At 72.5% G+C, this 15,232-nt stretch carries 15 protein-coding genes; 10 read left to right on the top strand and 5 right to left on the bottom strand.

Features of this window, described 5'->3' with window-relative positions; all coding sequences use genetic code 11:
• Nucleotides 1–474 precede the first annotated feature (474 nt).
• The 4 genes from OYE22_RS30550 to OYE22_RS30535 all read left to right on the top strand — a co-directional run bounded on the left by OYE22_RS30550 (nt 475) and on the right by OYE22_RS30535 (nt 4,544).
• Nucleotides 475–723 (top strand): hypothetical protein, encoded by a 249-nt coding sequence (locus OYE22_RS30550; RefSeq protein WP_277323423.1) that lies wholly within the window; start codon nt 475–477, stop codon nt 721–723.
• Nucleotides 707–1,588 carry an alpha/beta hydrolase gene (locus tag OYE22_RS30545; RefSeq protein WP_277323422.1) on the top strand — a complete coding sequence of 294 codons (882 nt, stop codon included), beginning with the start codon at nt 707–709 and terminating at the stop codon, nt 1,586–1,588. Before OYE22_RS30550 ends, OYE22_RS30545 begins: the two co-directional genes overlap by 17 nt.
• Before the next feature lie 500 nt (nt 1,589–2,088).
• Nucleotides 2,089–2,622, top strand: a complete 534-nt coding sequence (locus OYE22_RS30540; RefSeq protein WP_277323421.1) for a GNAT family N-acetyltransferase — start codon at nt 2,089–2,091, stop codon at nt 2,620–2,622.
• A 608-nt stretch (nt 2,623–3,230) separates the two neighbouring features.
• On the top strand, nt 3,231–4,544 hold the full coding sequence (locus OYE22_RS30535; RefSeq protein WP_277323420.1) for a cation:proton antiporter: 1,314 nt from the start codon (nt 3,231–3,233) through the stop codon (nt 4,542–4,544).
• A 98-nt stretch (nt 4,545–4,642) separates the two neighbouring features.
• Here OYE22_RS30535 and OYE22_RS30530 read toward each other — a convergent pair whose 3' ends face one another.
• Nucleotides 4,643–5,536, bottom strand: coding sequence for an SDR family oxidoreductase (locus OYE22_RS30530; protein WP_277323419.1), 894 nt, complete (start codon nt 5,534–5,536; stop codon nt 4,643–4,645).
• A gap of 273 nt (nt 5,537–5,809) precedes the next feature.
• On the opposite strand from OYE22_RS30530, the gene OYE22_RS30525 reads away from it, so the two are divergent.
• Nucleotides 5,810–6,073, top strand: coding sequence for a hypothetical protein (locus OYE22_RS30525; protein ID WP_277323418.1), 264 nt, complete (start codon nt 5,810–5,812; stop codon nt 6,071–6,073).
• Between the two features lie 242 nt (nt 6,074–6,315).
• Here the strand turns inward: OYE22_RS30525 and OYE22_RS30520 are convergent, their stop codons facing one another.
• Nucleotides 6,316–6,684: a VOC family protein gene (locus tag OYE22_RS30520; protein WP_277323417.1), complete on the bottom strand. Its 369-nt coding sequence runs from the start codon at nt 6,682–6,684 to the stop codon at nt 6,316–6,318.
• Nucleotides 6,685–6,756: 72 nt separating this feature from the next.
• Between OYE22_RS30520 and OYE22_RS30515 the strand changes: the two genes are divergently transcribed.
• The 5 genes from OYE22_RS30515 (at nt 6,757) to OYE22_RS30495 (ending at nt 12,232) form a co-directional block, all read left to right on the top strand.
• Nucleotides 6,757–7,101, top strand: coding sequence for a hypothetical protein (locus OYE22_RS30515; protein ID WP_277323416.1), 345 nt, complete (start codon nt 6,757–6,759; stop codon nt 7,099–7,101).
• A 440-nt stretch (nt 7,102–7,541) separates the two neighbouring features.
• Entirely contained in the window at nt 7,542–8,675 is a 1,134-nt protein-coding gene (locus OYE22_RS30510) for a polyprenyl synthetase family protein (RefSeq protein WP_277323415.1), read from the top strand.
• Nucleotides 8,672–10,243, top strand: coding sequence for a phytoene desaturase (locus OYE22_RS30505; protein WP_277323414.1), 1,572 nt, complete (start codon nt 8,672–8,674; stop codon nt 10,241–10,243). Before OYE22_RS30510 ends, OYE22_RS30505 begins: the two co-directional genes overlap by 4 nt.
• Nucleotides 10,230–11,225 (top strand): phytoene/squalene synthase family protein, encoded by a 996-nt coding sequence (locus OYE22_RS30500; RefSeq protein WP_277323413.1) that lies wholly within the window; start codon nt 10,230–10,232, stop codon nt 11,223–11,225. The genes OYE22_RS30505 and OYE22_RS30500 overlap by 14 nt, the downstream gene beginning before the upstream one ends.
• Nucleotides 11,222–12,232: a DUF5914 domain-containing protein gene (locus tag OYE22_RS30495; RefSeq protein ID WP_277323412.1), complete on the top strand. Its 1,011-nt coding sequence runs from the start codon at nt 11,222–11,224 to the stop codon at nt 12,230–12,232. The genes OYE22_RS30500 and OYE22_RS30495 overlap by 4 nt, the downstream gene beginning before the upstream one ends.
• 42 nt (nt 12,233–12,274) lie before the next feature.
• Here OYE22_RS30495 and OYE22_RS30490 read toward each other — a convergent pair whose 3' ends face one another.
• The 3 genes from OYE22_RS30490 to OYE22_RS30480 are packed head-to-tail and all read right to left on the bottom strand — an operon-like array spanning nt 12,275 to nt 15,173.
• Nucleotides 12,275–13,843: an FAD-dependent oxidoreductase gene (locus OYE22_RS30490; protein ID WP_277323411.1), complete on the bottom strand. Its 1,569-nt coding sequence runs from the start codon at nt 13,841–13,843 to the stop codon at nt 12,275–12,277.
• The gene (locus tag OYE22_RS30485) at nt 13,840–13,968 is read right to left on the bottom strand and encodes a hypothetical protein (RefSeq protein WP_277323410.1); all 129 of its coding nucleotides are present in this window, start codon (nt 13,966–13,968) and stop codon (nt 13,840–13,842) included. The genes OYE22_RS30490 and OYE22_RS30485 overlap by 4 nt, the downstream gene beginning before the upstream one ends.
• Nucleotides 13,965–15,173, bottom strand: a complete 1,209-nt coding sequence (locus OYE22_RS30480; protein ID WP_277323408.1) for a lycopene cyclase family protein — start codon at nt 15,171–15,173, stop codon at nt 13,965–13,967. Before OYE22_RS30480 ends, OYE22_RS30485 begins: the two co-directional genes overlap by 4 nt.
• Nucleotides 15,174–15,232 lie beyond the last annotated feature (59 nt).

Below are 15,232 nucleotides of genomic sequence, written 5' to 3'. Positions count from 1 at the left end.
GGACCCATGCCCCCGCACCCGCACGCCCGCCCTCGGTGGAAGCCGCTGGAACACCTTCCCCACGGCCGGCACCACCCTGCGAGGCGGGTGGCGGCACCGCCCTACCCGCCATCCTCGATCAGCCACCCTCAACCGGCCCCGGCACCTGCCGACCTGGCGCCCCGACCCGGCCGTAGGTGAAGCTGCCGCGTAAATCGCTGAAACACAGGACTACTACGCCGCTCCCGCACCGTCGTCGAGGACCCGCCGCGCGCCACCACTACGTCCGGCCCGCTCTGCGCCCGTACCGTCACCGCGCCAGTCGCCGACGGGTCCCGCACCTCCCGCACCGCAGTCACCCACGACGGCACCACCCCCCTCGCCGACCTGGGCCAAGCCCTGCGCGGCCACCAGTTCACCCAGTGTGAGGCCCCCGCCACACGCGACGCATCAGGCATCACCGAGGCCTGGCCCGCGCGCCGCGCGCCGGGACTGGTGTGGACGCACAGCGGCGACGTCACCCTGGACGCCACCGGTCAGGAGGGCCTCGCCGCACCGGCCCTGCTCGGCTGGCATCACCCGGAGAACGTCACCCTGCGCCCGCCGGTCGTACCGCTGCCCGAACAACCGCGCACGGCACCGGACCGGGCCACCTGGCGCCCCTCGTCGACCCCGCGCAAGCCCACCGACACCCGCATCGCGACGCACACCAAGAAGGTTGAGAAACATGATGTTCGACCATGAAGGAACGCCCGTCCGCACGGGCCGAGCCTCCGTGAACGGAACGAGTCTGCACTACCGCACAGCGGGGTCCGGCCCCGCGGTGGTGCTCCTGCACGGCGTACCCAAGACCAGCTACCACTGGCGCCACATCGCTCCCAAGCTGACACCCCGCTACACCGTTGTCGCGCCAGATCTTCGCGGGCTCGGCGACTCCGCCCGCCCATCGGACGGCTATGACTCCGCGACCATGAGCGATGACATCGCCGAGCTGATGAACCACCTTGGACACCAGACGTACGCCGTGGTGGGTGAGGACTGGGGAGCGGTGATCGGCTACCAGCTCGCCGCCCGCCACCGCGACCACGTCACTGCCCTGGTGTTCGCAGAGGCACTGTTCCCCGGATTCGGCTTCGAGGACCACACGGCCCTCACCCCCGAGAACGTCTCCAGCGGCATGCACCTGTGGCATCTGGGCTTCTACTTCCAGCCCGACATACCCGAGATGCTGATCACCGGACACGAGCGCGAGTTGATCACCTACATGATTAAGTACGAGCGCAGCCGGCCCGACAGCGCCACCCCCGACGCGGTCGACGAGTACGTGCGCTGCTACTCCATGCCCGGCGGCATCCGCGCGATGCTCTCCATCTACCGGGCCATGCTCGTCGACGCCGAACAGAACCGGCAGGCCGCACAGAAGAAGCTGGACATCCCGGTCCTGGCGCTGGGTGGATCCGCGTTCATCGGCGACCGCAACAAGTCCCAGATGCGACTCATGGCTCACGACGTCACCGGGCATGTCTTCGACGCTGGCCACGACCTCGCAGAGGAGGTACCCGACGAGATGGCCGACATCCTCCTGCCGTTCCTGGCCACGCACCAGTAACGGCATCCGGCCGCCAAGGTCGGCGATGTGAAGCGGCCCGGCACGGCGAGGACCTCGTGCCTGCACGAATCCGCAGCCTGCTCGCCGAGGACACCCAGGACCAGGCCGCGCTCCCCACCCGGCGACTACTCCGAGGCGGGGGGCGCGCGCCACGCTCCCCGCCTCCTGGCGCTCGTCCTCGCAGGCCGCAGTACAGCGTCGGCAACAGTGGCGGCTTTCGTCAGGCCTGCGGGTGTGGTCTCGTACGCGTAAGGGGACCGGTTGGGCACCGGCCGGAGGCTGGCTGACTATCTTGCTGACCCGGCCTCAGCCCCCCGTGGCGGGGGTGCGGTGACCGGTTCAGCAGACGGTACGGGGCTCACAGGGACCTGGGCCGCCACCACCTCGACGACCCGCCGACTCACCCGCAGGCAGAAGAGCCTGTCCCGCCCGCCTGTCGCTCCGCCCCGGCTGCCGCAAGCCGCCTGACCGAACCGATGCATAGAGATACGATAGAGCGCATGGAGATTCGTCACGTCTCTTTCGATCATGCCGATTCCGTAAAGCTCAACGCTCGCGTGCAGTTGGAGTACGCCGAGCGATACGGACACGACGGAGACGAGGGCGACGTCACGCCCCTGGACCCGTCCATGTTCGAGCCGCCGCAGGGCCTCTACCTAGTCGTCTATGACGAGGGCATCCCGGTGGGCACAGGTGGCTGGCGCAGCCAAGACCAGAACGACGAGGGGTACGCGAACGGCGACGCGGAGATCAAGCGCATGTATGTGATCCCGGAGGCTCGCGGCCGCGGCCTGGCTCGGAGAGTGCTGACCGCTCTTGAAGACAACGCCCGAGCAGTGGGCCGCGCCCGAATGGTGCTGGAAACCGGCATCAACCTGACGGAGGCCATCTCTCTCTACATCTCCAACGGCTACGAGCCCTGCACCAAGTTCGGCCACTACCGCTTCGATGAACTCAGTCGCTGTTATGCGAAGCCGCTAGTTGCCGCCGTCACCGTGCCGAACATCGTGCCTCAGCCCTGTTCCAGTTCGTAAGCATCATCTTCACGGTGGCCGCATGCAGGATGACGTGATCGTTCAGGCTGCCTGGTCGAAACCGGCCGCAGCCGGATTCTCCTCGCGTAGCGCGGAAGACCCATAATGTCTCGTCACCGTCAACCGCGACTCCAGCCGTAGCTTCCGTGATTGGCCACCACATCGGTGCATATCAGCAGCAGGTCGTCAGCACCGTGGCCCTGGAGGGTTCCGCGCATGATCGACCCGGCCAGGCTCAGCGCTTCAGGACTTGTCCGACCGAGCGCCACGGGCCGTGGAAGCGCGACGAAGCTGGCCGGAACCACGGTCGCACCTTCGAGGCACAGTGCGTCACAAAGGTGATCCTATGCCTCGGCGCCTTCATCATGTTCCACTTGGTCCAGAAGGGCGGGCCCTCGGCCGGCAGTCCCGAGGGGGTCGAGTACCTGCACCCAGTCGATCACTTGGGTATTCCGTCCCACAGCAGACCATGGTCAAGCATGGCGGCCGCCCCGCCGCATCCGACCGGTCCGCGCCCGGCCCCGCCCCGCCGGGCCGTCGTCCGGACCAAAGCTGACCTTCCGGTCACTGGTCGGCGTACGCACGTGTGACAGGGGCACGCGTGTCCGGTGACCTCAGTTGATTTTCTCTTCGCCGTCTTCGGGGCAGGCACGCTGGCCGCGGCCGCGCTGCCGCGCCTGGTGGCCGGGCGTCCGCTCTCGATGCCGCTGATCTTCCTGCTCCTGGGCATCGGCCTCTACCTGCTGCCGACGCCTCTTCCGGACGTGGACCCGGTGGCGGACCGCGCGTGGGTGGAGCACCTCACCGAGGTCTGCGTCATCGTCTCCCTGATGGGTGCCGGACTCGCCCTCAACCGCCCCATGGGCCGCCGCCGGTGGCGTGCCACCTGGCGGCTGCTGGGCGTCACCATGCCGCTGACCATCGCGGCGGTGGCCGTGCTCGCCTGGTGGCTGCTGGACTGGCCTCCGGCCGCCGCACTGCTGATCGCAGCTGTCCTCGCGCCCACCGATCCAGTGCTCGCCTCCGAGGTACGCGTTGGTGCCCCCACCGAGTCCGAGCACGACGAGGACGAGGTGCGCTTCGCGCTGACCAGCGAGGCCGGGCTCAACGACGGTCTCGCCTTCCCCATTGTCATGGCGGCCATCGGCCTGGTCGCCGCCTCGGGCACGGGGCTATCCGGCGATTGGGTCGGGCACTGGCTGCTGGTGGACGCCGGGTACCGGTGCGTGGTCGGTGTGCTCGCTGGGATCGCCGTGGGCAAGCTGCTCGGCTGGACCTTCTTCCGCGCCGGCTGGCAGGCGATGCGGCTGTCCGAGCACCAGGAGGGCTTCGTCGCCCTGAGCGCCACGTTCCTCGCCTACGGCCTCACCGAACTCGTCCACGGCTACGGCTTCCTCGCCGTGTTCGTCACCGCCTGCCAGATCCGCGCCGCCGAGCGCGCCCACGGGTACCACGCCGTGCTGCACGACTTCGTCGAACAGATTGAGCGGCTGCTGACCGTCGTCCTGCTCTTCCTGCTCGGCGCGTACGTCGCGCAGGGCGCCCTGGCCTCCCTGACGTGGGGCGGGGCGGCCGTCGGCCTGCTCGCCCTGCTCGTGGTGCGCCCGCTCACCGGCTGGGCGGCCCAGCTCGGCACGGTCGCGGGACCGCGCGAGCGCGTGGTCACCGCGTTCTTCGGCATCCGTGGCGTCGGCTCGCTGTTCTACCTCGCGTACGCGCTCGGAGAGGAGGACTTCCACGTTCCGGCCGAGGAGCTGTGGGCGGTGGTGATCTTCACCGTGCTCTGCTCCGTCGTCCTGCACGGGGTCACCGCCTCTCCTGTTATCTCCCGCCTCGACCGACTGCGGCTGCTCCGTGCTCGGCGCCACCGGGGCGCCGAGCCGGAGCCGAGCGACCACCAGTTGGCGAACGAACGGCTGTGAGCGGGTGGCCGCCGCACGCCACCGGCCCCTCCCCCGCTCCCGCGCGGGCGCGCCCGGGCCGGGGTCCTGGCGCAGGGCTCGGCCGTCACGGCGGGCCGTCATGCGCGCGGGGCCGGGGGGTCGCCGCGCTCGCGGGCCGCGTGCCCGCCCGGGCCCAGCGGGCCTGTGGCCGCCAGGTCCGACTCCCGTTCCAGCCGGGGCAGTTCCCGCCGGGAGATCCAGGTGACGACGGGGGGCAGTGCGGCCCGTACCACCTGCACGGCCCGGAGCCAGGCAGGGATGTACACCGTGGCCGACCGCCGTTCGATCTGCCCCACCAGCCGTGCGGCGACCACCTCGACGGGGTAGACCCGCCTGGCCGGGCGCGGCATGTGGGCCCGCAGTTCCCGCAGCACGGCGTGCCGGTCAGCGTCGTGGATCATGTCGGTGTCGGTCCAGTTCAGGTAGGCGATGCCCACGTCCACTCCGCGATGCGCGAGTTCCGCGCGCAGTGCGTGCGTCATGGCCTCCACGCCGGCCTTGGAGGCGCAGTACGCGCTCATCAGGGGTGAGGTGCCGAAGCAGGCCAGGGAGCCGATCTGGAGGAAGAAGCCGCGGGTGTCGAGCAGCGCGGGCAGGAACACGCGGGCGGTGACGGCGCTACCGATGAGGTTGACCTCGACCGTGCGGCGCCAGGTCGCCGGGTCGGAGACCGTGAACGGTCCGCCCTCGGCGATCCCCGCGTTGGCGACCACCACCGAGGGCGGGCCCATCTGGTCCCGGATGTCCTGGGCGACATGTGCCATGGCGTCGTCGTCGGTGACATCCACCTCCCAGCACCGCACATCGCCCGGCAACGGTCCGGTCACCGCCGCCAGTGTCGCCTCCTCGCGGCCCAGCAGCGCCACCCGGGCGCCGCGGTGCGCCAACGCGCTCGCGGTGGCGGCCCCCACACCGCGCGCGGCACCGGTGACCACGGCCAACCGCCCCCGCAAAGGGCTCACGTTCGTCACCGGCGACTCCACTCCACGCTCCGCGACCGGGCCACCCGGCCCCGGCGGCACACGACCACCCTGGCCACACCGGGCAAGGCCCGCATCGCGGCATCCGCCGATTGGCCCCGTCCGCGCCCGGCATCGTCTGCGGTCGCCGGCGCCTGGCCTGGGTGTCATCCGTGGCCCCGGCGTCCCACCGCATGCCCGGCCGGAGGTGCGCGGCGGCCGATCGGCCGCGATCGTGGAGCGCGAGGGCGTACGGCTACGACGGATCGGGAGCGGGTGCCACGGATGGACAAGGCCCAGTTGGTCAGCACCACCACGGATGAGACAGCCGGGGATGGCGGCGGGCAGCGGCTCGCTCCGGAAGAGGTTGAGCGGGTGCTCGACACGGTCTTCGGGACCATGGACCGCCCGGGGGTCATCGCCGGCGCGCTCAGAGAGGGTGAGACGGTCACCCTCGGAAGCTTCGGCAGCTTCCACGGCCAGGACGGAACCGCCACCTTCCGCCCCGGCAAGGCGCTCACCGAATACCTGCACGACGAAACCGGCTGACCCCGCGCGCACGACCGCGCTGTCCCGGGCCGGCAGCCCAGCCGCCAGCCTCCGTTGCACGCCGCCGAGCGGTGATCGGGCGCCGGCGCGGCCGGGAGCTGTACCCGTGGGGCAGCGAAGCGGTGCGATCGCCTGATGCCAGCCGTCGCAGACCGTCTCGCGCGTCCTGGCCGCAGCGGGGCGCCGTGGGCGAGTCCGGCGTCAGGCTCCGCCACCCGGCTTACAAGAGGTCGCGACCTCCGTCAGTGCTTACCGGTGTCGATGACGCAGAAGCGGTTGCCTTCGGGGTCGGCGAGCACGACGAAGTCGGCGTCGTCCGGGTAAAGATCCCAGTCGACGCGCTGGGCCCCCAGGGACACCAGTCGCTCGACTTCGGCGGCTTGGTCGGCCGCGTCTCCGGCATACAGATCCAGATGAACGCGCGGATGCTCCTGGACCGGTGTCTCACTGCGGTCGAGGGCCAGCTGCACCCCGGTTCCCGCCGCCGGAACCAGGATCACCCAGTCGTCCTTCATCTCCTCGCGCGGGACGTACCCCAGGGCCTTCATCCAGAACGCGGCCGCACGTGGCACATCCGAGACACCCAGTACAACGGAACCAACTCTCAGCATGCGCCGATTCTGGGGGACAACACCGAGCCCACCAAACCAACGACATCCCGACAGCGAGTCGGGGGTTGCCATGTGGCGCCAAGTCAGGACTTCGCATCGGGCGAAAGGACATCACGCCCGATCCTCGCCCACGTCGAGCCGGTACCCGGCGGCCTGTACGGCGGCCAGCCCTACGAGGTGGCTCTGAGCGACCTGCGCGCGGCCCTGGCCGAGGTCTCCGCCACGCTGAGCGGCGCCGACAGCCCCGCCGTCGCCCGGCTCACCGACTACAAGCAGGACCTCAACCGGGCCCAACTCCAACTGCGCCCCAACGACATGGACGCCATCCTGCGCGCACACGCCCCGTCCAGAGCGAGGAACAGCGCGTCCTCGGACGGGGCCTCGAAACGGTCGCCGTTCTCACTGTCGGCGCCGTAGTAGCAAGCTCCCATCAGCGGCCTCCCCTCGCCCTGCCCAGTTGGTCGCGGTCAGCATGGCGTGCTCGGGTGGCGCCTTCGGCAGGTCGCGGCCATGCGCCGATCGCGGCGACCAGGACGGTGGCCTCGAAACGGACCGGACCGTGATCTTGTCGAATCGCGTGATCACCGCCCGGTCGCGCCTGTGCCGCTTGACCCGCACTCCACCGCGTGACGAGTACGCCTTGCCCCTGCGTCAGTCCGACCGGCTCGACGACCTAAAGAAGGCACACGCGCGGGAGCGCGAACGGGGCGGCACGACGTCGTGGACCCCGCGCTGTTGGGCCGCTGGGGTGACCCGGCCCGGCTCCGGCGTCAGGCCGGGCAGGAATGAGCGCATACATGCCGGGCACTCGGCGAGAGCACTGACGTGCGATCACCGAGAGTGAGAAGGAGTTGCGCATGCTTGGAATGCCAGCGAAGGCGGCTGAACCCGTCGACGATGCTTTCTCCCCGTCCGAGGTCGCCCACGCCGCTGGCATCGTCCTTGAGCGCGCCCTTGACGTGCGACTCCGTCAGTCCCGCGCCGTTGACGCCGTCTTCGCCCAGGACCTGGCCGGCCGGCTGGCCACCCTGATCGAGCACGGCGGCAAGCGGCTGCGTACGGCGTTCGCTCACTGTGGGTGGCAGGCCGCGGGCGGCTCAGGTGATCCCACGGCGGTGCTGCACACGGGGGCCGCCCTGGAGCTGCTCCAGGCGTGTGCCCTGGTGCACGACGACGTGATGGACGAGTCCTCGCGCCGCAGAGGTGCCCCGGCCATGCACGTCGAACTCGCCCGCCAGCACTGGGCCGCGGGCATGCACGGCTCCGCGCGGTCGTTCGGGACGTCCGCCGCCGTACTCGCCGGAGACCTGGCGCTGGCCTGGGCGGACGACGTGCTGACGGAGACGGCGTTGAGCACGCCGCACGGCGCGCGGCTGCACGAGGAGTGGCGGGCGATGCGCACCGAGATGGTCGCCGGACAGTACCGCGACCTGTACGCCCAGGCCGCGCGTTCCTCCGGCGTCGACGAGGCGCTGGAGATCGCCGTCCTCAAGAGTGCCCAGTACACCGTCGCCCGGCCCCTTGCCCTGGGCGCGATGCTGGCGGGAGCCGATGACGACGTGCTGGACGCGCTGCGGGCGGCCGGCCGGTGCGCCGGTCTGGCCTTCCAACTGCGTGACGACCTCCTCGGCGCCTTCGGCGTGCCGGCGCTGACCGGCAAGCCCGCCGACGATGACCTGCGGTCGCGCAAACTCACCTATCTGCTGGCCGTCGCGCTGCGACTGGCCGAAGCCACCGGGGACGACGACGCCGCCGCGGTGCTTGCGCCGGATGCCGATCCGGGCTCCGCGCGGGCCGTGGAGCGGATGCGGGCGGCGCTGCGGCGCACCGGTGCCCGGGACCTGGTGGAGGCCAAGATCGAGGAACTGACGGGCCTGAGCCTCGGGCACTTCGAGCGCACCGGCGCGCCCCCGGCCGTGCGGCGTGCGTTCGAGGCCCTGGTCCGACGCGCGACGGGTGCCGACCCGCGCCGTGCCGACGAGGTCGCGTGAAGCGGGTACCGGGGCCCACCGACCACGTCGTCGTGGTCGGTGCCGGCCTGTCGGGGCTCGCCTGCGCGCTGCACCTGCTGGGCGCCGGCCGCCAGGTCACCCTCGTCGAACGGGACGCCGGCCCGGGCGGTCGGGCGGGCCGTGCGCGGCTGGGTGGGTACCAGGTGGACACCGGTCCCACGGTGCTGACCATGCCGCACCTGGCTGACGAGGCGTTCGCCGCCGTCGGTGACAGCCTCCACCGACACGTGGAACTGACGGCCCTGCACCCGGCCTACCGGGCGTGTTTCGCGGACGGGTCCTCGCTCGACGTACACACCGACGGCGCGGCCATGGAGGCGGAGGTCAGGCGCTTCGCCGGGCCCGCTGAGGCCGCGGGCTACCGCGACCTGCGGCAGTGGTTGGAGAGGCTGTACCGGGCGCAGATGGACCGGTTCATCGACACGAACTTCGACTCTCCCTTCCAACTGCTGCACCCGGACCTGGCTCGGCTGGCGGCGCTCGGCGGCTTCGGGCGGCTGGACGGCCGGATCGGCCGGTTCCTCTCCGACGAGCGCCTGCGCCGCGTCTTCTCCTTCCAGGCGCTGTACGCCGGCGTGCCACCGGCCCGGGCCCTCGCGGCCTACGCGGTGATCGCGTACATGGACACCGTGGCCGGCGTCTGGTTCCCCAAGGGCGGCGTGCACGCGCTCCCCCGCGCCATGGCCGATGCGGCGGCGCGGGCCGGCGCCGACCTGCGCTGGTCGGCCGAGGTGAGCGAGCTGGAACGGTCGGCCGGCCGGGTACGCGCCGTCCGCCTGGCATCCGGTGAGCGCGTCCCGTGCGACGCGGTGGTGCTGACGTGTGACCTGCCCGCCGCGTACGAGCTGCTGGGGCGCACGCCCCGGCGCCCGGTACGGCTACGTCACTCGCCCTCGGCCGTCATCCTGCACGCGGGCACCGACCGCACCTGGCCCCACCTCGCCCACCACACGATCTCGTTCGGCTCCGCGTGGAAACGCACGTTCCGCGAGCTGACCCGCACGGGCGAGCTGATGAGCGACCCGTCCCTGCTCATCACCCGCCCCACCACGCACGATCCCGCGTTGGCACCGCCGGGGCGCCACCTTCACTACGTCCTCGCGCCCTGCCCGAACACCACGGTCGGCCCTTCGGCCGCCGCCTGGCGGGACCTCGGCCCGCGCTACCGCGAGCAGTTGGTGAGCGAGCTGGAGCGCCGGGGCCTCGACGGGTTCGCGGCCAGCGTCGAGGAGGAACTCCTGGTCACGCCGCTCGACTGGACCGAGCAGGGCCACGCCGCCGGCAGCCCCTTCTCGGTCGCGCACACCTTCGCCCAGACCGGGCCGTTCCGCCCGCGCAACCTCGTACGAGAGGTGGAGAACGTGGTGCTGGCGGGCTGCGGGACCACACCGGGTGTCGGCGTACCGACCGTGTTCGTCAGCGGGAAGCTCGCCGCCGCGCGCGTCACCGGAGGCGTCGCTCCCCGACCCGTCCGAACGCGTCCGCCCGTGGCAGCGGCCGACGGCCCCCGCGTCCCGACCCCGGCAGGCGCCGATGACCCGGCGTGAACTGGACGCGGCCGGCATCACCGACCCAGCGCTGCGCGCCGCCTACACCCGGTGCCGGCAGCTCAACGCCCGCCACGGCAGGACCTACTTCCTGGCCACCCGGCTGCTGCCGCCCGAACGCCGGTCCGCCGTGCACGCCCTCTACGGCTTCGCCCGTTGGGCGGACGACATCGTCGACGACCTCGACCAGCGTCGGACGCCCGAGCAGCGCGACCGGGAACTGCGCCGCTTGGAGAGCGACCTCGCCAGCTCCCTGCGTACCGGCGTCAGCGCCGAGCCGGTGGTGTGGGCCGTCGCCGACACCGCCGAGCGGTACGGCATCGGGCACCTGCTCTTCGCCGACTTTCTGTCCTCGATGCGTGCCGACCTGTCCGTGACGGACTATCCGACCTACGCCGACCTGCGGGGTTACATGCGCGGTTCGGCGGAGGTGATCGGCCTGCAGATGCTGCCGGTCCTGGGCACGGTCGCGCCCCTGGAGGAGGCGGCCCCGCACGCCGCGGCGCTCGGTGTGGCGTTCCAGCTCACCAACTTCCTGCGGGACGTGGGCGAGGACCTCGACCGGGGCCGCGTCTACCTGCCCGGCGACCTGCTCGCCGCCCACGGCGTGGACAGGCCGCTGCTGGAGTGGAGCCGGCGTACCGGACGCGCCGATGCGCGGATCCGCGCCGCCCTGGTCGCCATGGAGGCCATGACGCGGGAGGTCTACCGGACGGCGGTGCCGGGACTCGCCCTGCTCGACCCGCGCGTGCGCCCCTGCATCCACGCCGCGTTCACCCTCTACAGCGAGATCCTGGACACCATCGCCGCACAGGACTACACGGTGTTGCGGCGTCGCGCGGTGGTCCCCCGTCGGCGTCGCGCGACCATCGCCGCGGTCGGCGCGCTACGGGTGACCGGGGCCCGGTGGCGCGCTCGCGCCCCGCGCCACCGGGCGGCGCCGGGCGCTTCGGTGGTCGAGCGGAAGGGGTCGCTGCGGTGAGCGGGCGAGGAAACGGCAAGCGCTGGTCGATCCCGTTGCGGTGGCGGGGTGCTGGCGCGGGTTGGGCGGCGCAGACGCCGACCTGGCGGCAGGCGCGGCCAGCGCTCATCGCCGACGCCCTCAAGCGGGCACAGGCCCGCCCGTCCGGCAACTGGTTCGTCGTCGCCGCTTCTCGGGAAGTGCGCGCGGGTGGTCGCCCGTACGGCAGGACGATCGGGGGTGTGGAGGTCGTGCTGTGGCGCTCGGACAGCGGCGCGCCGCACGCCGGCTCGGGCATCTGCCCGCATCTCGGCGCCCCGTTGCGCGACAGCCGGGTGGTGTGCGGGCGGTTGGTGTGCCACTGGCACGGCCTCGCCCTGGACGGTTCCCCGTTCGCCGGCTGGCAGCCGTTTCCCGTGTACGACGACGGCGTGCTCGTCTGGGTACGGCTGGACGAGGTGGGTGGCGAGGAGCCCACCGAACGCCCGTTGGTGCCCTCGCGACCGGCGTCGGGCGCGGGGGTGGACGCGGTGTTCACGGCGGTGGGGCGGTGCGAACCGGAAGACGTGGTGGCCAACCGCCTCGACCCGTGGCACGGCTCGTGGTTCCACCCGTACTCGTTCGTCGACCTGTCAGTGGTGCGGGAGCCGTCCGGTGAGGGGGACGACGCCTTCGTCGTCGACGTCTCCTTCCGGGTGGCCGGGCGCGTGGTGGTGCCGGTGCGGGCCGAGTTCACCGCGCCCGGCCCGCGCACGGTCCTCATGCGCATCACCGAGGGCGAGGGGGCCACGTCCGTGGTGGAGACACACGCGACTCCGCTCACCGCGCCGGATCACGCGCACCCGCGCACCGCGGTGGTGGAGGCGGTCGTCGCCGCCTCCGACCGGCCGGGCTTCGCCCTCGCCCGGGCCGCGGCTCCCGTGCTGCGCCCGCTGATGCGGCGTACGGCCGGGCGGCTGTGGCGCGACGACCTGGCTTACGCCGAACGCCGCTGGACGCTGCGCGGCACCGGTCGCTTCCCCGGGTGAGCGGGCGTCCGCGGCCTCCCCCTGGCGGGCGCGGGACGACGGTCAGGGGGAGGGCCGGGGCGCCACGGCCGCCCCGAGCGCCCGCAGTATGCGGGAGCGGCCCGACCGTGGGACGGTCCACAGGGTTTGTCCCCGCACACCCCAGCCGGCGAGCAGGGCGTTGGCCGCCAGGAAGCCGGTGGTGGCGGCTCGTTCCATGAGCGCGACCGGCAGATCGCAACGGATCGCGTCGCCGGCCAGGGTCAGCCAGGCGTGGGGGGTGCGGACGGTGGGGCGCCGTCGGTGGGAGCCGACCGCGAAGAGCGGGCAGTCGGAGCGCCACTCGTGCCGGGCACTGACGACGCGTGCCCCACGGGTTTCCGGATACACCTGGTGCAGTTGGTCGACGAGCATGTCCTGCACCCGCTGAGGGTCCGACGCGGGTTCGACGGCGTAGCCGTGCAGTTCCACCACCGAACCGCCGGTGCGTGCCGCCCAGCGGGCTGCTTCGCCCTCGTACCGTTCCAGGACGCTGACGTTGTCCAGGCCGCCGTAGCCGCTGGTGCCGAGGAATCCGGGGCGGTCGGCGTGGACCGGTCGGTCGAGCCACAGCCGGGAGACGAGGAACGGCGGAGCGGTACGCAGGGTGGCGACGTCCTCGCGCCACGCGGGGGTACCGAGGTCGCCGGACGCGGCGACGGTCTGCCTCAGCCCGCCGGGGTCGAGGGCGAGCACCACGGCCTGGTGAGCGCTGGTGCCAGCGGCGGTGCGCACGTCCGCGCCTCCGCCGTCGCGGGGGCGCACCTCGTGGACGGCGGTGCCGGTGCGCACGGTGGCTCCCAGGCGGTGCAGGTAGTCGCCGATCGGGTCCCACAGGGCCTGCGGGAACGGCTCGGTCGGTACGTCGAAGAGGAGTCCCTCGGCCGACCCGAGGAAGTAGATGTGGAACATCAGGAGCAGTTCGGCCGCGGACAGTTCACGGGGGTCGACGAAGAAGCTGCGCGAGAAGACCTCGAACGCCAGGTGGTGCGCGGCTTCCGGGAAGCGCACGCTGTGTAGGAAGTCGCTGGCGGAGGTCTCGTCGAAGCGCTCGTACACCTCGGGCACCCGCACGTCGAGCAGGGGGAGGGCGGCCCGGACGTCCATGGCGGCCAGGTCCCGCCAACCGAAGGTGGGGCTCAACGCGACGAACCCGAGCGCGCTGAGCGGCGGTGTCCTCGGCACGCGGGCGAAGCTGTCGGTCAGGCCGGCGCTGTGCCGCAGGGGGTAGTCGGGCAGCGGGGTCAGTCGCGCGAGGGCGGGGTCGGTGCGGCGGAGCAGGCCGCGAAGGTTGTAGTACTGCCGGAAGAAGGCGTGGAACCCGCGGGTCATCGTCACCCGCGAACCGTCCGACAGCCTGGTGGGCCAGCCGGAAAGCCGGCCGCCGAGTGCGCTGTCCTTCTCGTACAGGGTGACGCGGGCGCCGCGTTCGGCCAGCAGGGTGGCCGCCGCGAGTCCGGCGATGCCACCGCCGACCACCGCGACGGACGGCTCGTCCCCGCGCCGGAAGCGGTCCCTGCCTGGCGGGGGTGCCAGGATCTCGGCCTTGCGGTCGCGGCCTCGGCGGGCGGCGCTGGTGTGGCGGGCCGTCATTCGGCGCCCTCTCCCGTGGTGGTCGGATGTCCCGTGGTCGATCCACTGCCGGGGGTGCGGCCGTCCTCGGCATGGGTGGTGTGGTCGACAGCGCGGACCAGGTCGTGGCGGTGCGGCGGGTTCATCGGTGGTGATCTCCGGTTCTCGCGTCGGGTGGGGGGCGACGGGGCACGAAGGGCAGTTCGATCGCCGTGCGGAGCATCGTCCGGACGGGGGTGCGCAGTCCGATGCTCCACTCCTCACGCGGCGAGGTGGCGCCGTCGAGGAAGCGCAACAGACGCTCCGTCGGGACCTGGCGGAACAGGTCGGTGAAGAAGGCCGGGCCGTTGACCCGCCCGGTGTCCAGGGAGCGCAGCAGCATCGCGTCCATGGCCAGCGCCCGCCGCCCGTGCGGGGCGGGGATGGTCTCCCGCCCCTCTCTCAGCGCGGCGGCGATGGCCCTGCTCTGCCGCTGCACCGCGGCGAACGTGTAGCCGGTGGCCGGGCGGGTGGCGCCACCCGCCGTTCCGACGCGGGCGACGGCGGTCCCGGTCCGGCGCGGAAAGCGGGCGTCGGTCATGGGGATGACGCCCTGCTCCGCCCGTTCCACGGTGAGCGCGCCAAGCCCGAGGACGTCGCGGCAGTAGTGGCCGAGTGCCGACTCGTACGCCTCGGTGGTCAGCGCGCTGCCGGAGAACTCGGTGTACTCCACGAGCGCCCGGTCGGGCGCCAGCGGCAGGACGTAGCCGAAGGCCAGACCGTGCGCCGGCTGGGGGACCCGGAAGTCCATCAGATCGGCGACCCCGGGGTCGAACCGGTGGGTGGCGGTGCGCACGAACCAGCCGCGGAAGTGCTGCAGCAGGTGCGTGCGGGCCGGGGGCAGCGTGCGCAGCGGCCGTGAGTCGAACACCCGGCGGGCGCGCAGCGTCAGCGACCGGCCGTCCGGCGACGCGCACCGGACCTCGGCGCCGCCGGGAACGCCGCGCACCGATTCCGCCGTCGCGCGCAGCACACGTCCGCCGCCCGAGCGGGCCAGCCGGCCGTGGACCAGTCGTTCGAAGTCGGTGGAGCGCACCATGCGGTAGGTGAGCGGCGCCGGTTCGACCGTGACCGGGCGGCCGTCGGCGCCGTGCACCCGCAGCACGGGCCAGGAGGCGCTCACGGCCTCGCCCAGGCCGTCGTCGCCCGCGTGCCAGTAGCACCAGGTACGCTCCGCCGGGCGCGGCGGGCCCTGCGGCGGCTCGATGACCGTCACGGGGGCGATGCCGGTCAGGTGGTGCGCGAGGCTGAGGCCGGCAGCGCCACCCCCGATGATGACGATGTCGGAGGCCTCGGCGGCGGGGGGCGTCACCGGAGCCGCCGTGGCGCCGGGTGGGTGGCCGCCATCGGGCGCTCCACGCGCTCTCCGTC

Source organism: Streptomyces sp. 71268, assembly GCF_029392895.1.
GTDB lineage: Bacteria > Actinomycetota > Actinomycetes > Streptomycetales > Streptomycetaceae > Streptomyces.
Note: the sequence above shows the minus strand (reverse complement) of the source record. Positions and strands in the feature narration are given on the sequence as shown.